Source organism: Cognatishimia activa (genome assembly GCF_017798205.1).
In the GTDB taxonomy this organism is placed as follows: domain Bacteria; phylum Pseudomonadota; class Alphaproteobacteria; order Rhodobacterales; family Rhodobacteraceae; genus Cognatishimia; species Cognatishimia activa_A.
In genome coordinates this window covers 2,882,921-2,905,757 of the sequence record NZ_CP060010.1, presented here as the reverse complement: position 1 = coordinate 2,905,757, position 22,837 = coordinate 2,882,921, and the positions used below count along the sequence as shown (strand labels likewise).

Here is a 22,837-nt window from a genome sequence, read left to right as displayed (position 1 = left end):
ATAAGGGGCCTTCGGGTTTTGCCCGTGGGCCCCATCAATTTACGCGACAGCACTTAATCACACTAAACTGAGGGAATTGGGGATCATGCTGGACGCGATCGTCTGGTTATTCGCAAGCCTAGGGTCCGCTTTCACGGATTTCTTCGCGGCGTTAACGCAACCGGCTTTGTGGCTGAGCTGGACCGGTGGGCTGGAAACCACCGAGGACAAACAGGCCTTGATGCGCTTTGTCTATTATGGCGGATCTAAAGAGTTTTTCTTTGTCGTCTTCACGGCATTCATTCTTCTGACAGCAGCAGGCCTCTGGCGCCGCGCCATCATGTGGCGGTCCGTGCGCGTTCTGGAGGGCCTTGCCAACGGGATCGGGCGGTTCTTTGCCTGGGCAGGCCTTTTGATGGTGCTGCAGCAGATCGTCATCGTGTTCATGCAGCGGATCTTTACCGCGGCGCAGATCTCCTTCGGCTTTGGCAGCACCTTTAGCCAAGACGTAAGCTGGTGGGCCGAAGAGCTGAAACTTTATAACGCGATGATCGTTGCGATGTGTGCGACCTATACCTTCGCCCAAGGTGGGCACGTGCGGGTGGACCTGGTTTACTCTGCGGTCAGCTATCGCACCAAGAAGATCATCGACATGGTTGGCTCTCTGATTTTCATGATGCCGGCGGCCGTGATCACCTGGATGTATGGCTGGTACTTTATGTGGCGTCACCTTGTGACCCCAAAGGTCTCGGCTTCCGATCAGATCGATCTGTTGATGCGCAAATCTCGCATTCTGAAGTGGAACGTGGAAACCATCGGATTCTCGCCGAACGGGTTTAACGCTTACTTCCTGTTCAAAATCCTGCTCGTAGCATTCGCAGGCCTCGTGTTCCTGCATGCGATTGCCTTCTTCTACCGCTCGTATCTTGAGTACGTCGAAGGCGAAGAGAGCGAAGGCAAGTACCTTGACCGAGACAGCCTCGGCGAAGGTGAAGAAGCCTATGAAGGCACGCACTGAGGTATAGGGAACCAAGACTATGTTATTCGGACTTGATGGGGTCGAAATCGGCCTGATTATCGTCTTCCTCTGCCTCTTTGGAGGCATTCTATCTGGCTTCCCGGTGGCCTTTGCAATCGGCGGTGCGGGGGTGATCTCTTTCGGGATCATCGCAGCGCTGGACAGCGCGGGTCTCTTGATCCATCAGGCAATTGATACGGGATCGGCGGCTTATGCGGATCTGATTGCCCAAGGGGTCAAATCGGACACGATCTCGATATTCAGATATCCGGATCTGCCCAGATATGACACGCCTGTGTTCCCAAGCGGTTGGGAAACCGCGATGGACCGCAACATCTCCTTCATCGTGAACCGTATGAACGAGCGTGTTCTGGCCGGTCAATCGATTGAAACCCTGCTTGCAGTGCTGATGTTTGTTCTGATGGGCATCACGCTGGAACGCTCCAAGATCGCCAACGACCTGTTGACGACCATGGCGCGCGTGTTTGGGCCTCTGCCCGGCGGTCTCGCGGTATCGGTTGTTGTTGTGGGCGCATTCCTTGCAGCCTCCACCGGGATTGTCGGCGCGACGGTTGTGACCATGGGACTCTTGTCCTTGCCGACGATGTTGCGCAACAACTATTCGCCGGAACTGGCGACGGGTGTGATCGCGGCCTCCGGTACCTTGGGGCAGATCATTCCGCCGTCCATCGTGATCGTTCTGCTCGGAACCTTGGCAGGGGATCTCTATTCCGCGGCCCAAGAAACCCGTGCTCAGGTCGCTGGCTGCTCGGACGCGTTGACCTTCCTCGGAGAACCGGCGGTTCTTTCGGTCGGCACTTTGTTCCAATCAGCGCTCATTCCGGGCATCATGCTGGCCTTCCTCTATGCGGCCTATGCCTTTGGCTATGCGTTGATGAACCCATCCAAGGCACCAGCAGTCACCTTTGACAGCGATGGCGAGGAAGTCATTACCCGCAACGAGGGTCTGATCTGGTTCCTTGGTGTACCAGCAGCCCTGATTGGCGGTGCGATCCTATTGTCATCCGTCAATGTGATCGGCAGCCAGACCATCATTGTGGACAGCTTCTCGGATCGTGGCGAAGCGGCGTCTTTGCGGACCACTGTATCTGACGAGTGTAAAGCCTCGATGATCGATCTGCATGGTCAGTTGGCCTGGGACGAAGCGGTTGCACAACAGGCAGCGATTGACGCACAGGGCGGTTTGGAGGAATCCACAAAGCTGACCGACGAAGAACGCGCGGCGATCTTTGCGGAACGCGTTGAAGCAGCCGCGCCGATTGGCTCGGGTATCGCGACGCTGGTTGTTCTCTTCGCTTTGGTTCTGACCACCGCACGCGGTGTTGCACCAAGTGCAGATCCTCGCCGGCTTTACATCGGTCTGGCCGGTGGCGCGCTGATGTTCTTGGTTGATCTTCTCTTGATCACGCCAACGACCAGCGCGGGCGTCACCGTGATCCTGATGGTGATCCCATTTGCGATCATGGGCTATGGCATGACCTATGCCGGTGGCCTCTTGTCCAAGAACGAACTCTTGCGCGTGGTGTTCCCACCGCTGGTTCTGATCGTGGCGGTGCTTGGGTCCATCCTTGGTGGTATCACCAACCCAACACCTGCCGCGGCGCTTGGGGCAGGGGGTGCATTGCTGCTGGCGGCCTATCGCCGTCTGGCAGATGAGGAGAAATCAGGCAAGCTGATCATCTGGGCGAGCTTCTCGATCATTGTGATGATCCTGATTGGCATCAACTTTGATCTGCGCATCAACCAGCCTGAGGTGGCCTTTGAAAGCTATGTGGCCTTCTTTGCAGCCTATGGTGCCTATCTCTTCTCGATGTTCGGCATTCTCTACAGCTGCTACGTGTTGCTGCGGGGCAAAGTGCTGAGCCCTATCGTGCGGGAAACGGCCAAAGTGACCTCCATGGTCTTTACCATCCTCATCGGCTCGCAGCTTTTGAACCTGGTGGTGATCTCCTTTGGTGGCGAGCACTATATCCAGCAGTTCCTAAAGAGCTTTGACAACGAGCTGACGGTTTTCCTGATCGTGATGCTGGTGCTCTTCGTGCTGGGCTTCGTGCTCGACTTCCTCGAGATCATTTACATCGTGATCCCGATTGTGGGGCCGGTCATCTATGGCGGTACATTCGATCCGAAATGGGTGACGATCATGGTGGCTGTGAACCTGCAGACGTCGTTCCTGACGCCTCCGTTCGGCTTTGCGCTCTTCTACCTGCGTGGGGTTGCGCCAAGCTCGGTGACAACGGGACACATCTATCGCGGGATCATACCTTTTGTGTTGATCCAGGTCGCGGGTCTGGCGCTCTTGTGGTTCTTCCCATCGATCGTAACGATCCTGCCGGATCTGATCGGGCGCTAATCCAAAGCGGATAAGACAAAAAGAAAGGCCCCCAATTTCGGGGGCCTTTTCTGTGTAAGTTGTTGTATTACTTTCGAATACTTGGATCCGGCAGCGAGATGTTGGACACTTGCTGCGCAATGGATTCCGACGCGCCGCGACGGTGCAAGCTCTCGTCGTCCTTCAGCGTGTCATAGGATTGCCACTTGCCATCGGTGAAGATCTCAAGGCCCGAGAAACGCGCCTTGTAGTCCATCTTATTGCTGCCGGGCACCCAGTAGCCAAGATAGACATAGGGCAGGCCAACGTCGCGCGCGATATAGATGTGATCGAGGATCAAGAATGTGCCAAGGCTCTGTTTCTGCAACTCTGGCGCAAAGAAGCTGTAGACCATGCTGACGCCATCTTCGAGGACATCCGTCAGACAGACCGCCGTCAGATCGTCGCTTTCTTCGTCGCGGTATTCGATGACACGCGAGCGGATCGGTGTTTCTTCGACCATGGCGGCGAATTCGAACACATCCATATCGGCCATGCCGCCATCGGAATGGCGCGCGTCCAAATAGGTGCGGAACAGATCAAACTGCTCTTCGGTCGCCCAAGGTGAGGTCGGGCGGCGGCCCAGATGCTGGTTTTTCTTCATGATGCGTTTCTGACCACGAGACGAGGTGAACTTGGACACATCGATGCGTGCAGAAAAACACAGGTTACAATCGGTGCAAGACGGTCGATAGAGCACGTTCTGCGAACGACGGAAACCCTGCTGAGATAGAGCGTCATTCAGCTCTTGCGCATTGTCACCTTGCAAAGCGGTGAACAGCTTCCGTTCCATCCGACCCTCAAGATAAGGGCAGGGTTGCGGAGCGGTTACATAGAATTGCGGTGCAAGAGGCAGAGAATGGCGCATTTGGGTCGAGCAGCAGTTAAACTAAACCAAAGACTAGCAACTGTGCCCGAACCCAACAAGCCAAATGCGATTTAGAAGCGCGCAGAGCGATTAATCGCGACAGATCCCATGAAATGATCGGTCAAACCCTGCTTTTTGCGACTTGAAAGCATCAGTATGATTGAGATGACCTGCAACAAAGGCATCGCGATCGAAATACTGTAGCCCAAAGTGTGCAAAATCGCAGCGCCCAGATCAAAGCGATCGCCGGTCTGCGCGCGGAATTCGATTCCCACCATGCGCATACCCCATGTGGCAGATCCGCCTGCAAGTGTCAGAACACGATAGATAAATCCGACGACCAAAAACAGAAACGGAAAGAAGAAGATCCCGGTGAAGGCCGTGAACGGCAGGATCAGGATACAGAGAATACCGATCAGAACGCCATCAATGACCCAGGCCAAAAACCGCTTGGGCGGCACGTCAGCATAGAACGCTGGCTGGGTCTCGGGGTCGGGAAGGATATAGGAACGGGCGGTCATGTCTCTCGTGTCTTGCTTAATCACTAAAATGCGGCCCCTGGGGTACAGGGGCCGAGGTGAGGGAGGGTACTGGGTAACTTACGCGTCTTCTTTGACGGCTTCGTCTTGCGCTTTCTTCTCGCGCTCGTCCATGAATTGGTCGAACTCGGATTTGTCTTTCGCTTCACGCAGACGCTGCAGGAACTCTTCAAAGCTCTTCTGCTCGTCTTCCAGACGACGGATCATTTCGTCGCGGTAAGAGTCAAAGGCAGAGTTGCCGGTCGAGGTCATTGTATGCATGCGACGGCGGCCGCAGGTCATGGAACGGGATTTGCTGAACATGCGTTTGCTCCAGATCATATAGAGAAGAAGGGCGAGGCCCACTGGCCAGACAAAGATGAAGCCCAGAACCATCGCGGCAATCCAGGCGCCTTTGCCTTTGTTGTCGAGCCATGCCTCGGCGCGAGAAAACCAACCAAGCTGGGAAGTCTGAGTGGTTGCGGTGGCTACAGGTGTCATTTCGGTCTCCGTGTTAAAAGGTGATGTGAATGTCTTTCACATTACAAGAGATGGGGATTGGGTGCGGGCTTACAAGAGTTTATGTGAAGAGAATTTACATTATTTATGAAATGTGTTTATTATCAATGTGATAGATTGTCGAAAATCTTGATTTGATGTGGCTTCCGAGAGGATATCTTTGTGTCAAAGGCCCGGATGTGAGGAAAAACTTCGCATTTTGGACCTGAATTTATGCGTTCTTCTTTAAAGCGTGCGCGACTGTGGACGCGAGAAACGCTGAACCATATGACAAGGCCAGCGTTTCAAACATAAAACTGGACCCAATAGAATGAAGAAATTCGTCGCGGCAAAACTGCACGGTATTCGCGTCACTGAATCTGATCTGAACTATCATGGGTCCATCACTCTGGATCCGGATCACTGTGAAGCCGCCGGCATTCTACCGATGGAGTTCGTGGATATCTGGAACAAGCAGAGCGGGGCGCGGATATCGACCTATGTGATCTATGGCGACCGCGGCGCGCGTCAGTGCATTCTAAATGGCGCTGCTGCCCGGACGTGCCAAGTCGGAGATGAGCTGATCATCTGTTCCAATGATTTTCTGCCGGCAGACCAGGTCACAGAGATCACACCGAAAGTTTTGACGTTCTCAGAAAGCAATGAGGTCGCTGAGGTTTTGACTTATGAAACAACGCGAGATGCCTCGGGCGCGTTGAGTTTCGCGATAACCAAAGATGGAGAGAAACAGCCGATACCTTTGAAAGTGTCATAGGACGAAGCGGGTAGGTTGTCTTTGTGCGATAAGGTTCTGAATTTTATCGATTATATGTTGTTTTCATCATCGGCTTACTCATCGCCCTCAATGCGTATAATGATGATTATGTAAATAAAAACACAATGCGGATATATGAACATACGCCATCCGGCCTATTAAAATTGTGACTTGGTAACCTTATAACAGGTTTAACCGGAACGCCCCATCTGGACGTCAGGACACCTTCGCGATAAACGACTCGTGTTGAATGGAGAAATTATGACATCAATTCTTGTCCTTAACGGCCCGAACCTGAACCTGCTCGGTACACGCCAACCAGAAGTTTATGGCCGAACCACTCTGTCCGACATTGAAACCATGTGTCAGGACCACGCCAAAGCGCGTGGCTTTGAGGTTTCTTTTTTACAATCCAACCACGAAGGTGCGCTTGTAGATGCGATCCACGCGGCGAAAACCGTGCACAACGGTATTTTGATCAACGCTGGCGCCTACACGCACACATCAATCGCAATTCACGACGCGATTGCTTCTGTGGAATTACCAGTCTGCGAATTACATCTCTCGAACATTCACGCACGTGAAGAGTTCCGGCATCATTCTTATATTTCTAAAGTTGCGGTCGGAATGATTTGTGGGTTCGGCGCCCATGGATATGTTTTGGGGTTGGATGCGCTTTGCAATCACCTAGGACATTGATCTTATGCCCCTCACCCAGCTCGCCTTTATCGAAGATCTGGTAAATACGACATCGCTCGAAGAACTTTGGGCCAAACATCTCGCGAAGATGCAAACCTTTGGGTTTGATCGTGCGCTTTATGGCTACACGATGTTTCGTGCTGGCGATAACCTTGGCGACCCCGAAGATTTCGTGATCCTGTCCAATCATGATCGCGCATATCTGGATGAGTTCTTTGCCAAACGCATGTTCACCCATGCACCCATGGTGAAATGGTCGCTTGAGCACGATGGAAGCGTGAGTTGGTCGATCATGGAGGATGCCTATCGCCGTGGCGCCTATAGCCGTGAAGAACTTGAGGTCGTTGAGTTTAACCGCGTCTGGGGGATCACAGCGGGCTATTCCGTGAGTTTCAAATCTCTGTCACCGAGGTCAAAGGCCGGTATCGGTTTGGTTGGAAAACCCGGTGCCAGCCAGGCTGATGTGGATGCGATCTGGGCCGCACATGGCCGAGAGATCACCCTACTCAACAACATCTTCCACCTCAAAGTCCTGCAGTTGCCGTATCGCTATCCAAACCGTGCTCTGACTAGCCGTCAACGTGAGGTTTTAGAATGGGTCAGCGATGGAAAAACGACGCAAGACATTGCCCTGCTCATTAATCGTACGGCCGCCACTGTAGAAAAGCACCTTCGTCTTGCGCGAGAGTCTTTGGGTGTTCAAACGACGGCGCAGGCTGTGTCCAAAGCCACATTCCAGAACCAGATTTTCCGGTACGAAGTCTGAGGTTTACGGCAACTGGGATGCAACTTATGCGCGAGTTTATCGTGTGAAAACAAAGCCGTAATCGCTTTGTACGTTGGTACGGATTTCCGGACTACGCCTCTTTCCGCTAGGTTAATATTTTAGAGGTGTTCCGTGAGTGTGGCTTTAGCCTAGGAACTTTTAGGCGCAATCCCAGCAATTTCTGGGCTCTGCGCCTAAAGTCTTTAAAACACAGGGAAAATTTATCTACGCCTGCAGAATCATTCGGGTCACGGTACGGTTGGAATCTACAGGTGCATACAAAAACGCCGCCCGAGTTTTTTAACCCGTGCGGCGCTTAAATATTATGTAAAAAAACTTAGCCTTGCGCTGCTTTTGCAACTTCTGCGGCAAAGTCTTCTTCTTTTTTCTCGATGCCTTCGCCAACTTCCATGCGGACGTAACCAACGATTTCAGCGCCTGCTTCTTTGGCGGCTGCTTCGACGGTCAGGTCTGGGTTGATGACGAAATCCTGGCCCAGAAGAGTGACTTCAGAGAGGAATTTCTTCATGCGGCCAACGATCATTTTCTCGATCACTTGCTCTGGCTTGCCAGATTCACGCGCGATCTCGATTTGAACGTTGCGCTCTTTTTCAACAACCGCTGGGTCCAGGTCTGCTTCAGACAGGGACTGAGGCGCTGCTGCTGCGATGTGCATTGCAACCTGCTTGCCGAATGCTTCGTCGCCGCCTTTCAGCGCAACCAGAACACCGATTTTGCCCATGCCGTCGGTTGCTGGGTTGTGCACGTAAGAGGTCACAACGTCGCCTTCAACGGACGCCATGCGGCGCACGGACATGTTTTCACCGATGGTCGCAACCGCGTCGGTGACGGTTTCTTCAACGGTCTTACCGCCCAGATCGGCTGCTTTCAGCGCGTCAACGTCAGCAACGTTGATTGCTGCGCCTGCGATCTTCGCAACCATCGCTTGGAAGTCAGCGTTTTTACCAACGAAGTCGGTTTCAGAGTTCACTTCAACAGCAACACCCTTGCCACCGTCTACAGTTACGGCCACGAGGCCCTCTGCTGCGGTACGGCCGGACTTCTTTGCGGCTTTCGCGAGGCCTTTGGTGCGCAGCCAGTCGATTGCGGCTTCTTGATCACCATCGGTTTCGGTCAGCGCTTTTTTCGCGTCCATCATGCCTGCGCCGGTCATCTCGCGCAGTTCTTTCACCATTGCGGCTGTAATCGCCATCTTGGTCTCTCCTAGAATTAAGGTGGGTAATGGGGGCGGATCTACCCTGCCCCCATGAAAGATTTATTACGCGTCTGCGGCCGCTTCTTCGGACGCGTCTGCAACAGCTTCTTCTGCTGGCGCTTCTTCGAACTCGCCCAGATCGACGCCTGCTGCGCCCATCATGGCGGTCATGCCGTCCAGAGCCGCGCGGGATGCCAGATCACAGTAGAGAGCGATCGCACGGGAGGCGTCATCGTTGCCTGGGATGATGTAGTCAACGCCATCTGGGGAGCAGTTGGTGTCGACAACAGCCACAACTGGGATACCCAGTTTGTTGGCTTCGGCAATCGCCAGTGCTTCTTTTTTCACGTCGATGACGAAGAGCAGGTCAGGCGTGCCGCCCATTTCGCGGATACCGCCGAGGGACGCTTGCAGCTTGCCCTGGTCACGTTCCATGCCCAGACGCTCTTTCTTGGTCAGGCCTTCTGCGCCGGATGCCAGTTTCTCGTCGATCTCGTTCAGACGCTTGATGGACTGGGACACGGTTTTCCAGTTGGTCAGCGTGCCGCCGAGCCAGCGGTGGTTCATGTAGTATTGCGCGGATTTCTCAGCAGCATCAGCGATCGGGCCAGACGCCTGACGCTTGGTGCCAACGAAAAGAATGCGGCCGCCTTTTGCAACGGTTTCACGAACAGCGTTCAGAGCCGCGTCCAGCATTGGAACGGTCTGGGTGAGGTCCATGATGTGGATGCCATTGCGCGAGCCATAGATGAACTCGCCCATACGGGGATTCCAACGTTGTGTTTGGTGACCAAAGTGTACGCCTGCTTCCAGCAGCTGGCGCATGGTGAACTCAGGAAGAGCCATGCTTATTTTCCTTTTCCGGTTTACGCCTTGGTGAAGAGGGAGATCCCATTTGGGACAACCGGCGGACGTTTGAGGATTTCTCCCTCAAAGCACCCAAACCTCACCTGCGAGATTGAATGGGCGGCTGATACTGTGGATTTCGGGGGCACGCAAGGGGGTAAAGCGTCAAATGCGCCTTATTTTGCAGGTTTTGACGTGGATATTTCGCTGAAATGCGCCGCGCGGGTGGTTTCTTCGAGATCCAGCGCCAGAACTTTGCGATTTTCAAAGCTATTTACGGGTTTTGGGTCGTGAAACACCAGTTCGATCCGTCCTTGTTTCGGGGTCGACAGAACATGCAGCACGTTTGGGACCAGATCCATGTCTCCCCACCAGCCATAGTAACGCGGGTCTTCGCCTTCGGGGGCATGGTAGTTCACAGTGATCGGCTGCACATAGGATTGATCGCGTAGGGCCTCGCTGAAAAACGCCTGAAACAAGGTGGTTTTAAAAGGCAAAACGCGATTGGCATCGGTTGACGTGCCCTCTGGAAAGAAGAGCAATTTGTGCCCTGCCCCGAGCCTCTGTTCAAAGAGATCCTGTTGCAGCTTCGCCTCTCGCCGTTCCCGTGCAATGAAAACCGTTCCGGTCGCCTTGGCGAGCGTTCCGATACCGGGCCAGCCCGCGACTTCGGATTTTGACACGAAATAGATCCGCTGTGGCGCGTTCAACGTGAAGATGTCCAACCAGCTTGCGTGATTGGCCACAACCGCGCCGGGGTGGCGCATGGGTCGGCCTTTGATCTCGTAAGGAAACCCGATCAGCCAAATCACCGAGCGGCAAACGAAACAGGTGATATAGGGCGTGATGGGGCGGCGTTGGCCAAACAAGGGGCGCTCGATCAGGCGCACCAGCAGCAAAATCACCAAACAGACGGCAATGACCAAAACGCCCGGAACGCCTCGACGGATTACGCGGAGCCAGTCCCACCCTTTAGGCGCGCGCTGCGCGATATAGTCCTCATTGCCGGTCCAGGTCGGGGTCAAGATTTGGCCCCGCTGCTGTAAATTTTCTTCTGCGTGGCGCTCAGCCGTTCCGTGTCCATCACTAAACAGACATCGGTCGTGTTAAAGACCTGATCAACGTAGGCCCCCTCGCCTACAAAGCCACCCAGACGCAAATAGCCTTTGATCAGCGCAGGCACCGCCAACATCGCAGCGCGACGATCCAGATCGTCATAGGCAATGCGGTTCATCTCTGTGAAATGTTGCGGCAGCGCACGCACTCGCAGCTCTTCGGGGGCCAGATGGCGGTGATGTAAGAGAGACAGAGACGGCGCGAGGCTGTCTAAATCCGTGCCGTGGAAACTGGCCGTTCCGAACAGGATTTCGATGTCATGAGTGCGCACATAATCCGCCAGCCCATTCCAAAGCACATACATCGCCGTGCCTCCGCGATAGTCTGCAGCTAGGCAGGAACGCCCTAATTCCAACAGCTTACGTTCGCTATCTTTGAGCGCCGAGAGGTCATATTCGTCCTCGGTATAGAATTGCCCGACCTGAGGCATCTGATCGTCGCGCAGCAAACGGTAAACGCCCACGATCTGTTCAGAAACAGTTTCACCGCGCGCTTTGTCCAAAAGCATAAGGTGGTCAAAGAAAGTGTCGAACTTGTCCCGCTCAAGTTGCGCATCGTGATCGACCATCGGCCCATCGCCGCCCATTTCCTCTACAAAGACCTGATAGCGCAAATGCTGAGCCGCCCGAATGTCTTCGTCTGTTTCGGCCAAACGCAGCAGAAAATCAGGGTGCGAGGCGCTCATTTTAGGTCAGACATCCATTCATTGCGTTTTCGGAGTGATACGCGCCGGCTTCTGAGATGGCAACGCGGAATACGGGGTAGCCCCAAGTATCGGTTAACGTGAGTTCGCTCTATGTTAAGTGTTGATTAACCTTCTAGGTGTCATCTGTAATCACAAGCGCAACGCGAGCAGCATCTATGACAACTTTCCCCGCTTCCCTGAAGTTCACTGTGATTTTCCCACCCATATTGGACTGCACCTGACCGACGCCCCAAGCGGGTTGACCCGGGTGTTTCACCAACATGCCGGGCTCCAGAAACTCGTTGTGATTTTCCATGTTTTTAACTCGTTTAAGGTTTTTCAAATGTCTAATTCAAACTATGCGGACTTGGTAGCCTCTCGGATCTGCCATGACTTGATAAATCCGGTCGGTGCCATCGCAAACGGTGTTGAACTATTTGAAATGACGGGCGGAGCCGAGGCGGAGATGGAGCTGATTTCCGAGGGCATCTTCCACACCAGCGCACGGGTGCGTTTCTTTCGGATCGCATTTGGGGTGAGCGACTCAGAACAGACGATCCCAACGACCGAAGTTAAGAGCATTTTCGACGATTGTCGCAATGAACGAGTGATCATACAGTGGCGTGTGGATCAACCTATGCCAAGGCGCGAACTGCGGGCGGCTTTTCTGGCTATTCTATGCGTTGAACAGGCCTTGCCTCGTGGTGGCGACATCGTCATTTCCCATGACAATGGCTGGCAGATCATCGCCAATGCCGATGCGATTGATGCGGATCCATTGTTATGGGAGCCACTGGCCGAAAACGAAGCCCCAACGCATGTCTCGCCGACAACAGTGCCCTTCGCACTCTTGCCGCAAACACTGAAAGAGCTTCAATTTTTGCCGACAGTCCTGATCTCAAACACAAGACTGTCGCTTTATTTTGATTGATCGGCTTAAGCGCGGGTGGTGCCGTCTCCGGTGACCAGATATTTAAAGCTGGTCAACTGAGCCGCGCCCACCGGACCGCGCGCATGCATTTTCCCTGTCGCGATGCCGATTTCCGCGCCCATGCCAAATTCCGCGCCATCGGCGAATTGAGTTGAGGCATTGTGCATCAGAATTGCGGAATCGAGACGCTGGAAAAATCGATTTGCGACGGATTGATCCTCAGTAATCACGCAATCAGTGTGGCTGGAGCTAAACGTGTTGATATGCGCAATCGCACCATCAACGTCGTCGACAACTTTTGCTGCGATATCCATATCCAGATACTCGCGACCCCAGTCCTCTGCCGTTGCTGGCATCGTGCCTGCAATGGATTGCAAAGCCTCATCGGCATGAACACGAACTCCGGCATCGATAAGAGCCCTTAGAACGCCGGTTCCAATCGTTTCGACAATATCTTTGTGGATCAGCAGGCACTCTGCGGCACCACAAATTCCGGTGCGACGGGTCTTGGCGTTCATCACCACCTCAAGCGCCTTCACAGGATCGGCGTCTTTGTCCAGATAGATATGCACGATGCCTTCCAGATGGGCAAAAACCGGCACGCGGGCTTCGCGTTGAACAAGGCCGACAAGCCCTTTGCCGCCACGAGGCACGATCACGTCGACTGTGTCTACCATGGTCAGTAATTCCTGAACAGCAGCGCGGTCGCGGGTTGGGATCAACTGGATGGAATCCTCTGGAAGGCCCGCGTCTTTGAGGCCTTTGACCAAGCAAGACTGGATTGCACGCGAGCTATTAAAGCCTTCGGAGCCGCCACGCAGAATAACAGCATTGCCAGATTTCAAGCACAGCGCGCCTGCGTCGGCGGTCACGTTGGGGCGGCTTTCATAGATCACGCCCACGACGCCCAAAGGCGTGCGCACGCGTCGGATATTCAGCCCGCTTGGACGGTCCCAATCGGCAAGAACCTCGCCCACAGGATCGTCTTGCGCGGCGACAGCGCGTAGCCCGTCGCAAATGCTTTGTATGCGCGCTTCGTCCAGCATCAGGCGATCCATCATGGCATCGCTGAGGCCCTTGTTGCGGCCATAGTCCATATCCAGCGCATTGGCCTCAATGATCGCGGCACGCGCGTCCCAGACGGCATCGGCGGCAGAATTGAGCGCTTTGGCTTTAGCCTCGGCCGGGGCAAAGGCCAGCTCTGCACTGGCGGCTTTGGCGCGCTGGCCAATCTCTGCCATGAGGGCGGGAATATCTGCGATGTCCTTCATCAGATCTGTCCTTTGGTCTGTATGGGGCCGAAGGGAGCCTCCGGCGGGAGTATTTGCGGCAAGATGAAACCTAAAGCGCCATGTCGTCGCGGTGGATGATAACAGAGCGGGCCGGGTAGCCAAGGATTGCTTCGAAGTCCGAGCTGTGTTTGCCTTTGATGGCTTGTGCCTCAAGGCTTGTATAGGCTGTGAGCCCCTGGCCGAGTTTGCGTCCGTCCTGCGCGAGGATTTCGACCGGATCGCCGCGTTCAAAATCGCCTGTGACGCCGGAAATGCCTGCTGGCAAAAGGCTTTTGCCTTTTTGCAGCGCGGTTTCGGCGCCTTGGTCGACGGTGATCTGCCCTTGGGGTTTCATCGAGGAGATCCAGCTTTTGCGCGCCAGTTGTGGCGTGCCTTTGGCGGTGAACCACGTGGCGTTCGCTCCGTTTTCCAGTGCCTTCAGCGGGTTCAGCGTAGAGCCCTCGGTGATCGCCATAGCACAGCCGCCGCTGGTCGCGGTTTTGGCGGCCCAAAGCTTGGTGATCATGCCACCTTTGGACAGGCCAGAGGTCCCCTCGCCCGCCATGGCTTCGATCTCGGGGGTGATATCCGTGACCGTGTCGAAACGCTTGGCGGATGGGTCTTTTTGTGGGTTGCCGGAGTAAAACCCGTCCACATCCGACAGCAGGATTAACTGATCCGCGCCGGTAGTTAGCGCGATCTGCGCGGCCAAGCGGTCGTTGTCGCCGTAGCGGATTTCATCGGTTGCAACGGTATCGTTTTCGTTGACGATAGGCAGTACGCCAAGGGACAAAAGCTGCGCCAAAGTCGCGCGGGAATTGAGGTAGCGGCGGCGGTTGGAACTGTCCTCGAGTGTGACGAGCACCTGTGCGGTTGTGATGCCGTGGGGTTTGAGCGCGTCCTCATAGGCACCTGCTAGGCGGATCTGCCCGACTGCGGCGGCGGCTTGGGATTGATCCAGCGGCAGGTCTTTGTTGCCAAGCGAAAGCACGCCGCGTCCCAAGGCGATTGAGCCTGACGAGACCATGATGATGTCTTTGCCCATGCCCTTGAGCCATGCCACATCCTCAGCGAGGCTTTTCAGCCAGTCTTCCCGCAAAGCACCAGTGGTCCGGTCCACGAGAAGTGCAGACCCGATCTTGATCACCAGCCGTTTTGCATCGCTTAAGGCTGCCAAGGTGCTGGTTCCTCGTCCTGTTTCTTTTCGCGCAGGCGGGTGTCGTCGATCTGACTGCGCAGGGCGCGCAGCACATCGGTCACGCCTTCCTGGCTTGCGCCAGACATCAGCATGACAGGCCCGCCGACGGCGGCTTCGAGTTCTTCCTTCAGGAACTCGCGTTCCTCAGCATCCATTGTGTCGATCTTGTTTAGCACGGTGATGCGCGGCTTTTCGGCCAATACGCCACCGTATGCCTCAAGTTCTCCAATGATGGTTTTGTAGTCGCCAATTGGGTCCCCCGAGGTGCCGTCGACCAGATGCAACAGCACGGCGCAGCGTTCTACGTGACCAAGGAAGAGGTCGCCAAGGCCCCTGCCCTCGGAGGCGCCTTCGATGAGGCCAGGAATGTCAGCCACGACGAATTCCACATTGTCGACGCCGACAACACCAAGGTTGGGATAGAGAGTCGTGAATGGATAGTCCGCAATCTTAGGCCGCGCATTAGAGGTCGCCGCCAAAAACGTGGATTTGCCCGCATTCGGCAGTCCCAACAGACCCGCATCGGCAATCAGTTTCAGACGCAGCCAGATCGTGCGTTCGATGCCCTCTTGCCCGGGGTTCGCACGGCTTGGCGCTTGGTTGGTCGAGGTCTTAAACCGCAGGTTGCCCCAGCCGCCATTGCCTCCTTTGGCGAGCAACACGCGTTCTCCGACCTCAGTGAGGTCTGCGATCAGCGTCTCTTGGTCTTCATCAAGGATTTCGGTGCCTACAGGCACGCGCAAAATGATGTCGTCGCCCGAGGCACCTGTCCGCTGGTTGCCCATGCCGGATTGACCGGTTTTCGCAAAAAAGTGCTGCTGATAGCGGAAATCAATCAGCGTGTTCAGGCTCTCGACCGCCTCAGCCCAGACCGAGCCGCCATTGCCGCCGTCCCCGCCATCAGGCCCACCGTATTCGATGAATTTTTCGCGTCGAAAGGACACGCAACCGCTGCCACCCCCGCCCGAGCGGATATAGACCTTGGTCAGATCGAGGAATTTCATAAGAGGCGTCCTTTGGGGTTTTGCGAAGTCCCCTGCCTCATAACGCTAAGACAGGGGGAAGCTCAATTAAGTTTTAGGCTGTAGGTCCATGTTGGGACCGCCGCGTCGCGGGCGACCGAGAAGGTTTCGGCGTCGCCCAGATACTGAAAGCCGCAGTTTGTCAGTACGCGGGCCGAGGCCGGGTTGTCCTGAAAGACGCTGGCGAACATGACTTGGCTGTTTAGCGGGTTTGCATCGATCAGAGTGCGCACGGCCTCGGATGCTATGCCCGTGTTCCAGAACGGAGGCGCAACCCAATAGCCGACTTCGACCTTATGGTCGGCGATTTCTTTTAGGGAAATCAGCCCCATAACCTCGGCACCATTGCTTTTAAGACCGTCCAAGGCCCAGACATGTTCCGTGCGCTCAACCGCTTGTGCGCTTTTGATAAAAGCGTCAGTCGCTCCGGGCGGCAGAGGATGCGGGATCGTGGTTGTCATCCGCGCAACTTGTTGATCGCCCGCATAGACGTCGATCAGACCCTGATCAGACACGCGCAATGGGCGCAGATCCATGCGGTCTGTTTCAATCGTTGCCTGATTGATGATCGTATCATGCATCATGTGCTCTCTCCTCCAAGCAGGGCAAACAGGACGGACGCCACTGTGAGACCTGCTAAAATCCACATCAGATACCGTTCTGCAGCAGTCCCTGCGACGGTTTTTGCGATGCGGTCTCCTCCCAAAGCCCACATCGGGTGAAACACCAGCTGACAGGCCAAAAGACAGATGGCGATTGTCGCGGTGGCTTGCAAGGTGGGGGTGCCCTCGCTCACGAAATTCGTGAAGCCTTGCGTGATCATGGCCCAGGCCTTGGGATTGAGCGGATGCACCCAGAGCCCGGCGAAAAACCCGGGTGCTTTCGTACCTGCATCCGCGGCGCTCAGCCGCAGGTTCGCGACTTTCCAGGCGAGCCAGAAAATATAGGCCATTGAGGCGTATTTCAGGATCTCAAACGCCCAAGGCGCGCTGGCTGCCAAAGACATGAGACCAAAGCCAATCGGCCAGATGATCAGTTGTTTACCCAAAGCCACGCCCGCCACAAAGGGCAAGGACGCGCGAAACCCAAAGCGGGCTCCGGTGGCCATAAGCGCCATATTGGCAGGCCCGGGTGTTGCCACCTGGCTGGCGCCAAAGGCGAGAAACGGGAGTGTTGCAACGCTCATCGCTTGCATCCAACTGAACAAAAGAAAAGGGACCGGCGTTTCCGCCGATCCCCTAAAAACTTAAAACCTTAAGGTCGGCTTACTCAGCGGCCTCCGCCACCGGGAGAACCGAAATAAAGGTGCGGCCTTTGAGGCCTTTGTGGAACTTTACGTTGCCGTCGGTGGTTGCAAAGATGGTGTGGTCTTTGCCCATGCCAACGCCTTCGCCCGGCCACATCTTGGTGCCGCGCTGACGCATGATGATGTTGCCTGCGATCACAGACTCACCACCGTATTTCTTGACGCCCAAGCGACGACCCGCGGAATCGCGACCGTTACGGGAACTACCACCAGCTTTTTTATGTGCCATATCGTGTGTCTCCTATTTCTCGCTTACTTCGCCAGTTCTTTGGCTTGCTCAACCCAGCCTTCGCGCTCAATGCGGCCCTTGAAGGACAGCTTCTCGTCAAAGTCTGCGATCTCTGCTTCACCCCATGCCGCGATTTGCGCGAAAGAGGTAACGCCAGCGGCGTGAAGTTTCTTCTCAAGCGCTGGACCTACGCCAGACAGCTTTTTCAGATCGTCAGCACCGGCCTCTGCGGCTGGCGCTTCGGCTTTCGCGGCTTTCTTAGCAGGCGCTTTTTTCGCAGGAGCGGCTGCTTCAACAGCTGCGCCGGAAACGGAACCTGCACCGATTGCGGCTTTTACGCCGGACTTGTCTGCGCCAGAGGACAGAATGTCTGTTACGCGCACCAGAGTCAGTTTCTGACGGTGGCCAACAGTCCGCTTAGAGCTGTGCTTACGACGACGCTTCACAAATTTGATCAGCTTTTCGCCTTTGATCTGGTCGATCACGTCTGCCTGTACGGCAGCGCCTTCAACGAGAGGTGCGCCTACGACGGTTTTGTCGCCGCCCAGCATCAGAACTTCGTTGAATTGAATTTTTTCACCCGCGTCGGCTGCCAGTTTTTCTACACGCAGAACATCGCCTGCCTGTACTTTATACTGTTTACCGCCGGTTTTCAGGACTGCGAACATGTCCTATTCCTTCGATTTACCGCGTTATTTGGTCCCCTTTCGGGCGTTTCCGGCCTAAGCCACCTCAAACAGCGCGTCCCCCTTGGGACGAGATTGCAATAGATAAAGGCGCAAGGAGATCCTTACGCCGATGCGGGCTTATGTGCCGATCCTGTGGGTAAGTCAAGCAGGAGTTGCGGAATTCCTGCTTTTGTTGGGATTACAGATCCTGACTTGGCTGCAACTCGCCTAAACGCAACGCCAAAGCCTCAAATCGGTTGCCCATCACCTGATAATGCACCGCATTCATCAGCTCATAGACCAGCTGCATATCCGGGTGTTCCAGCGCCTCGGCATAGGCCAGAACCTCTTCTGATGTGAAATCCTGATAGGTATAGGCCGCCGAGGCCTTGGCCCCCTCTTCTATCGCGGCGAGAACTTCGGCCTCGTTGGCACGGATATTGGCCCAGAGCGCCTCTTCGTCGATGTCCTGGGCAATCACACCAGCGCGTGAGGCCGCCAGAATGAACCGCACCTGAATGGTTTGCAGCGCCCGCAGGCCGATGTTTTCCGGATCAATCGCGGCGCCCATGCGGACGAAATAGTCGGGACGCGGATCCTCTTTGGCTTCATAGAAGGCCAAAAGCTGTTCACCTGCGATTTGTTTCAGCTCGTCATCATCCATATGTGAGAGGTTTTCGGCCTGAACCAGGCGTTTGCCCAGATCGCTTCCGTAAAAGGCCACCGCATGGTCGAGCAGTTTCTGATCAAGCGTTTCCTCAAGGATGTCGAGCGCCTGTGTCTGCATGTCTTCGACGATAAAGACCTCTTTCACGAGGTTACTCCAGGTTTGACCAAAGGCATTGTCCTCTAGGCCCAGCATCGAAGGCGCGGATTCCGCACCAAGGGCGATGGAATCTAACGCCACATCAAAACCCGTGACCTCAAGAAATTCCTGCACATCCGCGCGATCAGCGGCTTGGACGATCAGAGGAGAAAGAGCCACAGACCCCGCCACGACGGCCGTTGAAAACATTCTGCGCAGCTTGTGAAACATGGGGCTCTCCTGAGGCGTTGACGTCTAGGGTTAAACTTAGGGCAAATCCGATAACAAACAATCACCATCGGCCCTTGCAGCGATCAAAAAACCGAGATAGACGACGGCTCTACCAAGCCCCCCGCGGAGAGGTGCCGGAGTGGTCGAACGGGGCGGTCTCGAAAACCGTTGTCCCTTCACGGGGACCCAGGGTTCGAATCCCTGTCTCTCCGCCATTACCCACAACAGTTAATCGTCAAAGTGAATATTCACCCGCCGGTTCTGTTTGCCCTTTTTCTCGATCTTGCCGATGCGCAGTCGTCCGATTTCGCCGGTGCGCGCCACATGGGTGCCGCCACAGGGTTGCAAGTCGATCTGATCCGCATCGCGTCCGATTCCAACCAGACGTACGCGACCTGACCCCATCGGCGGTTTCACGGACATGGTTTTCACCAAGTCGGGATTTGCCGCCAGTTCGTCGTCGGTGATCCAGCTTTCGTGTACTTCCAAATCGCGCTCGACCAATTCGTTGAGCTGCGCTTGAAGCGTTTCTTTGTCCGCAGGCGCGTCGGGCATGTCGAAATCCAACCGGCCTTTCTCGGCAGAGATGGACCCTCCGGTCACGGGCAAAGGGATCACGACGGACAGCAGGTGTAGCGCCGTGTGGATCTGCATGTGTTTGTAGCGGCGGTCCCAGTCGAGCGTCTGTGTGATCTCTGTCCCGATTTCGGGCAGGCGCGCGGGTTCTGCGGGCACTAGCGCGATCTCTCCGTCGAGTGTTTTGACCGCAGTGGCGATTTTCATCGTGCTGTCGCCCCAGGAAATCGCGCCGCTGTCACCAGGCTGCCCTCCGCCGGTTGCGTAAAACAGAGAGGCATCCACGACGATACCGCCTTCGGGCGTGTGGGCGACCACTTTGCCTCGCGCCGTGGTCAAATAGGCGTCGTCTCGGAAGAGAAGGTCAGTCATGGGGCGGTCCTGCGTCTGGTGTCGTTCAATTACTGGCCCAACCACGGCGAAATTCAATAGAAAAACCCGCGCTCTGGTTGAGAGGCGCGGGTTTTTCGAAACTTAGATGACGCGCAGCGTTTAAACGTCTTCGAAAACGCCTGGAATGCTGCTTGGCGCGTCGGTCAGCCAGGACGGGGTCGGTAGGCCTTTTTCGCGCAGGAATTCCGGGTTGAAGAGTTTCGACTGATAGCGCGTGCCATAGTCACAGAGGATCGTCACGATGGTGTGGCCTGGGCCCATCTCTTTGGCCAGACGTTTGGCGCCCGCGATGTTCACGCCAGAGGAGCCCCCAAGGCAGAGGCCTTCGTTTTCCAAGAGGTCAAAGACAATCGGCAGCGCCTCTTCGTCAGGGATCTGGAAAGAGTGATCCGGGGTGAAACCTTCGAGGTTGGCTGTGATACGCCCCTGCCCGATGCCTTCAGAGATCGATGACCCTGAAGACGCCAGTTCACCCGTCGTATAGAAGCTGTGCAGCGCCGCGCCCATTGGGTCTGCGAGGCCGATCTTGACGCCTTTGGGCTGCAGAACTTCCGCAACGCCGGCAAGTGTTCCGCCAGATCCCACGGCGCAAATAAAGCCGTCCACTTTGCCACCGGTTTGTTCCCAGATTTCTGGGCCGGTGGTTTCAATATGCGCGCGGCGGTTGGCGACGTTGTCAAACTGGTTCGCCCAGATCGCGCCGTTTGGTTCTGTCTTGGCCAGTTCTTCGGCAAGGCGGCCGGAATAGCGCACATAGTTGTTTGGGTTCTTATAAGGGGCCGCCGGAACCTGCACCAACTCCGCACCCGCCAGACGCAGCATGTCTTTCTTTTCCTGAGACTGGGTCTCGGGAATTACAATCACGGTTTTGAACCCCATGGACGCACCAACCAGCGCGAGGCCAATACCGGTGTTGCCCGCCGTGCCTTCAACAATCGTGCCGCCCGGCTTCAGCGTGCCTTTTTCCAGCGCGTCTTTGATGATGTAGAGCGCCGCGCGGTCCTTCACGGACTGGCCCGGGTTCATAAATTCGGCCTTGCCAAGGATCTCACAGCCGGTCTCTTCGCTCGCCTTGTTCAGACGGATCAGAGGGGTGTTCCCAATCGCAGTTGCGAGATCTGATGCAATACGCATTTGGCGCGCCTTTCTATGTTGCCCACAAACCCTGTGTAGGAGGAGTTTTGCGGGAACTCAAGACACCAATGCGTCAGTGATGTAAGCGCTTACGGTGGCGCGCCAGCCAGAGCGCTGCCAGAACCAGCGGTGCGTTGGCGGCCTGAAAGCTTTCGGTCATCTCCATGAGCGCGTCAAAGGAGTAGAGATAGGACTTGATATCCTCGGCTTCGCTATCAAGGCCATTCACGCCGGTGATGTCATCAGGCAGGTCCGCGATCCCAAGAAAGATGTTGAAATACTCAGTGTTACACCCGGGTGAGGCGTAACATTTGGCGACTGGGTGGAGCGTCTCAAAGGACAGATTGGCTTCTTCTCGCCCTTCTCTATGGGCTGTTTCTTCAGGCGTTTCGCCCGGGTCGACGCGGCCCGCGATGGGCTCCAGCATCCAGGGGGCTTTGTCACCACGCGCATACGGTCCTGCACGGAATTGTTCCACCAACAGCACGCGGTCGCGTTTGGGGTCGTAGGGAAGAACAATCGAGGCCTCTCCTCCGACAAAGACCTCGCGTTTCACAGGGCGACTCATCTCGCCGTCATATTGGCGAAAGGCCACTTCGGAGGTTTTCATGATGAAGAAGCCTTTGTGGGTCACCTCATCGCCGAAATGTTGCGTGTCGGCGCGCCCAAACCCACTGGGTCCGATGACGCGGTCTTCCGTGGCTGCGGTGAGCTGAGCATGGGCGCGGGCTCGAATCATGGGGAACATGAACTCGAGCTGATTTGCGTCGATGATCCCGAAATAGGACATGACTTCGACGGCGGCGATATCTGTGACGGCAGCGTGTTTCTCTTCCCATTTCTCAAGTGACCATTGGCCGTTGTCTTGCCAGTTATGCTCGATGGGGAAATAGACCTGTGCGGGCAGCGGGCCAGTCGCGGTATCGACGGTCACATCGCGCAGTTCATAATTGAAGCCGCCCTCGTAGTAATTCAGCCGCGCCACATCCTCGTCCAACAGGCCCACACACAAGAGGCCCTCAGCACATCCATCCATTTCAACGATCATCGGGAAATCTTCGCCCGCAATCGCGCGCGCCTGATGCCCGCTCAGTGTTGCTTCGTGCAACGTAATCGCCTCAAACCGATCCCCCAGCACGATCTTCAGCAGCGGCATATGCCGCAGCGTGCCGTAGAAAAACAAATCCATAAACTATCTCCAGCGGCGCGAGGCGGCCTCGGCCAGAATTGAGGTCGCAACGGTGCCAAGGCCAAAGGCCACAAGAACATCGGTGTTCAGTACAAGCAGCCCGTGATCAACCATCTTTTGCGCCACGTCCTGTAGCGCTTCGCTCAGGCTGCCATAGCCGATCCCCGTGGACTCGATGATCATCAGGCGGAACGAATGGCTAAAGAGCAAAAACAAGATCAGAGCAAAGAGCGCCGTCACGCCGTTGTTGATGGCCGAGGTCACGCCGTTGCCGGCTCGCCCGCCGAGCAATTTCCACCCCACCGACGCGGCAATCGCGCCGTTCATATAGGTGAAATAACCGAACTGTGTGCCCTCGGGCATATAGGGCTTGAACAGCTCTGATGCGATCATGGTCGTCACAGCAAATAAGATGGCTGCGATCAGTTTGGCTGCGGTGGGCATGTGCTCGGGCCTTTTTGGGTTTCGCTGATCATTGCCCGCGTTTGGTCAAAGCTCAAGCCTTATC

Annotated in this window: 26 protein-coding genes and 1 tRNA gene; 7 read left to right on the top strand and 20 right to left on the bottom strand. The window is 55.6% G+C overall.

Annotated features, from left to right (window positions below):
* Positions 1-85: 85 nt before the first annotated feature.
* Both HZ995_RS14390 and HZ995_RS14385 read left to right on the top strand, forming a co-directional pair.
* Complete coding sequence (locus tag HZ995_RS14390) at positions 86-997, top strand: TRAP transporter small permease subunit (RefSeq protein ID WP_209356353.1); 912 nt, start codon at positions 86-88, stop codon at positions 995-997.
* A 19-nt stretch (positions 998-1,016) separates the two neighbouring features.
* Positions 1,017-3,371, top strand: a complete 2,355-nt coding sequence (locus HZ995_RS14385) for a TRAP transporter large permease (RefSeq protein WP_209356352.1) — start codon at positions 1,017-1,019, stop codon at positions 3,369-3,371.
* A 67-nt stretch (positions 3,372-3,438) separates the two neighbouring features.
* Here the strand turns inward: HZ995_RS14385 and HZ995_RS14380 are convergent, their stop codons facing one another.
* The 3 genes from HZ995_RS14380 to HZ995_RS14370 form a co-directional block, all read right to left on the bottom strand.
* A complete protein-coding gene (locus HZ995_RS14380; protein WP_209356351.1) occupies positions 3,439-4,257 on the bottom strand; it encodes an arginyltransferase in 819 nt (272 codons plus the stop codon).
* Between the two features lie 71 nt (positions 4,258-4,328).
* Positions 4,329-4,778, bottom strand: coding sequence for an RDD family protein (locus tag HZ995_RS14375; protein ID WP_209356350.1), 450 nt, complete (start codon positions 4,776-4,778; stop codon positions 4,329-4,331).
* A gap of 78 nt (positions 4,779-4,856) precedes the next feature.
* Positions 4,857-5,276, bottom strand: a complete 420-nt coding sequence (locus HZ995_RS14370; RefSeq protein WP_209356349.1) for a DUF2852 domain-containing protein — start codon at positions 5,274-5,276, stop codon at positions 4,857-4,859.
* Between the two features lie 328 nt (positions 5,277-5,604).
* On the opposite strand from HZ995_RS14370, the gene panD reads away from it, so the two are divergent.
* The 3 genes from panD to HZ995_RS14355 all read left to right on the top strand — a co-directional run bounded on the left by panD (position 5,605) and on the right by HZ995_RS14355 (position 7,513).
* Positions 5,605-6,048 carry an aspartate 1-decarboxylase gene (panD, locus tag HZ995_RS14365; RefSeq protein WP_209356348.1) on the top strand — a complete coding sequence of 148 codons (444 nt, stop codon included), beginning with the start codon at positions 5,605-5,607 and terminating at the stop codon, positions 6,046-6,048.
* A 261-nt stretch (positions 6,049-6,309) separates the two neighbouring features.
* Positions 6,310-6,747 (top strand): type II 3-dehydroquinate dehydratase, encoded by a 438-nt coding sequence (gene aroQ, locus HZ995_RS14360; RefSeq protein WP_209356347.1) that lies wholly within the window; start codon positions 6,310-6,312, stop codon positions 6,745-6,747.
* Between the two features lie 4 nt (positions 6,748-6,751).
* Positions 6,752-7,513 (top strand): LuxR family transcriptional regulator, encoded by a 762-nt coding sequence (locus HZ995_RS14355; protein WP_209356346.1) that lies wholly within the window; start codon positions 6,752-6,754, stop codon positions 7,511-7,513.
* 337 nt (positions 7,514-7,850) lie between these two features.
* On the opposite strand, the gene tsf is transcribed toward HZ995_RS14355, so the two are convergent.
* From tsf to HZ995_RS14330, 5 genes are all read right to left on the bottom strand, one after another.
* Positions 7,851-8,726, bottom strand: a complete 876-nt coding sequence (gene tsf, locus HZ995_RS14350) for a translation elongation factor Ts (RefSeq protein ID WP_209356345.1) — start codon at positions 8,724-8,726, stop codon at positions 7,851-7,853.
* A 66-nt stretch (positions 8,727-8,792) separates the two neighbouring features.
* On the bottom strand, positions 8,793-9,575 hold the full coding sequence (gene rpsB / locus HZ995_RS14345; protein WP_209356344.1) for a 30S ribosomal protein S2: 783 nt from the start codon (positions 9,573-9,575) through the stop codon (positions 8,793-8,795).
* A gap of 176 nt (positions 9,576-9,751) precedes the next feature.
* Complete coding sequence (locus HZ995_RS14340) at positions 9,752-10,600, bottom strand: lysophospholipid acyltransferase family protein (RefSeq protein ID WP_209356343.1); 849 nt, start codon at positions 10,598-10,600, stop codon at positions 9,752-9,754.
* A complete protein-coding gene (locus tag HZ995_RS14335; RefSeq protein ID WP_209356342.1) occupies positions 10,597-11,376 on the bottom strand; it encodes a GNAT family N-acetyltransferase in 780 nt (259 codons plus the stop codon). The genes HZ995_RS14340 and HZ995_RS14335 overlap by 4 nt, the downstream gene beginning before the upstream one ends.
* A 133-nt stretch (positions 11,377-11,509) precedes the next feature.
* Positions 11,510-11,692: a DUF3553 domain-containing protein gene (locus HZ995_RS14330; RefSeq protein ID WP_209356341.1), complete on the bottom strand. Its 183-nt coding sequence runs from the start codon at positions 11,690-11,692 to the stop codon at positions 11,510-11,512.
* 27 nt (positions 11,693-11,719) lie between these two features.
* Between HZ995_RS14330 and HZ995_RS14325 the strand changes: the two genes are divergently transcribed.
* Positions 11,720-12,307: a histidine phosphotransferase family protein gene (locus tag HZ995_RS14325; RefSeq protein ID WP_209356340.1), complete on the top strand. Its 588-nt coding sequence runs from the start codon at positions 11,720-11,722 to the stop codon at positions 12,305-12,307.
* Positions 12,308-12,312: 5 nt separating this feature from the next.
* Here the strand turns inward: HZ995_RS14325 and HZ995_RS14320 are convergent, their stop codons facing one another.
* From HZ995_RS14320 to HZ995_RS14285, 8 genes are all read right to left on the bottom strand, one after another.
* Positions 12,313-13,578, bottom strand: a complete 1,266-nt coding sequence (locus tag HZ995_RS14320) for a glutamate-5-semialdehyde dehydrogenase (protein ID WP_209356339.1) — start codon at positions 13,576-13,578, stop codon at positions 12,313-12,315.
* A gap of 70 nt (positions 13,579-13,648) precedes the next feature.
* On the bottom strand, positions 13,649-14,755 hold the full coding sequence (gene proB, locus HZ995_RS14315; protein ID WP_209356338.1) for a glutamate 5-kinase: 1,107 nt from the start codon (positions 14,753-14,755) through the stop codon (positions 13,649-13,651).
* Positions 14,743-15,780, bottom strand: coding sequence for a GTPase ObgE (gene obgE / locus HZ995_RS14310; protein ID WP_209356337.1), 1,038 nt, complete (start codon positions 15,778-15,780; stop codon positions 14,743-14,745). The genes proB and obgE overlap by 13 nt, the downstream gene beginning before the upstream one ends.
* 62 nt (positions 15,781-15,842) lie before the next feature.
* Positions 15,843-16,382, bottom strand: a complete 540-nt coding sequence (locus tag HZ995_RS14305; protein WP_209356336.1) for a GNAT family N-acetyltransferase — start codon at positions 16,380-16,382, stop codon at positions 15,843-15,845.
* Positions 16,379-16,984 (bottom strand): LysE family translocator, encoded by a 606-nt coding sequence (locus HZ995_RS14300; protein ID WP_209356335.1) that lies wholly within the window; start codon positions 16,982-16,984, stop codon positions 16,379-16,381. The genes HZ995_RS14305 and HZ995_RS14300 overlap by 4 nt, the downstream gene beginning before the upstream one ends.
* Positions 16,985-17,063: 79 nt before the next feature.
* Positions 17,064-17,333 (bottom strand): 50S ribosomal protein L27, encoded by a 270-nt coding sequence (rpmA, locus tag HZ995_RS14295; RefSeq protein ID WP_209356334.1) that lies wholly within the window; start codon positions 17,331-17,333, stop codon positions 17,064-17,066.
* A 23-nt stretch (positions 17,334-17,356) separates the two neighbouring features.
* Complete coding sequence (locus tag HZ995_RS14290; RefSeq protein ID WP_209356333.1) at positions 17,357-18,001, bottom strand: 50S ribosomal protein L21; 645 nt, start codon at positions 17,999-18,001, stop codon at positions 17,357-17,359.
* A gap of 199 nt (positions 18,002-18,200) precedes the next feature.
* Positions 18,201-19,037: a DUF2059 domain-containing protein gene (locus HZ995_RS14285; RefSeq protein ID WP_209356332.1), complete on the bottom strand. Its 837-nt coding sequence runs from the start codon at positions 19,035-19,037 to the stop codon at positions 18,201-18,203.
* Positions 19,038-19,162: 125 nt separating this feature from the next.
* Here HZ995_RS14285 and HZ995_RS14280 point away from each other — a divergent pair.
* Positions 19,163-19,252, top strand: a tRNA-Ser gene (locus HZ995_RS14280).
* Between the two features lie 13 nt (positions 19,253-19,265).
* On the opposite strand, the gene HZ995_RS14275 is transcribed toward HZ995_RS14280, so the two are convergent.
* The 4 genes from HZ995_RS14275 to HZ995_RS14260 all read right to left on the bottom strand — a co-directional run bounded on the left by HZ995_RS14275 (position 19,266) and on the right by HZ995_RS14260 (position 22,773).
* Positions 19,266-19,985, bottom strand: a complete 720-nt coding sequence (locus HZ995_RS14275) for an alanyl-tRNA editing protein (RefSeq protein ID WP_209356331.1) — start codon at positions 19,983-19,985, stop codon at positions 19,266-19,268.
* Between the two features lie 120 nt (positions 19,986-20,105).
* A complete protein-coding gene (locus HZ995_RS14270) occupies positions 20,106-21,140 on the bottom strand; it encodes a cysteine synthase A (RefSeq protein ID WP_209356330.1) in 1,035 nt (344 codons plus the stop codon).
* 73 nt (positions 21,141-21,213) lie between these two features.
* Positions 21,214-22,329, bottom strand: coding sequence for an NUDIX domain-containing protein (locus tag HZ995_RS14265; protein ID WP_209356329.1), 1,116 nt, complete (start codon positions 22,327-22,329; stop codon positions 21,214-21,216).
* A 3-nt stretch (positions 22,330-22,332) separates the two neighbouring features.
* Positions 22,333-22,773, bottom strand: coding sequence for a TrgA family protein (locus HZ995_RS14260; protein ID WP_209356328.1), 441 nt, complete (start codon positions 22,771-22,773; stop codon positions 22,333-22,335).
* Positions 22,774-22,837: the final 64 nt, after the last annotated feature.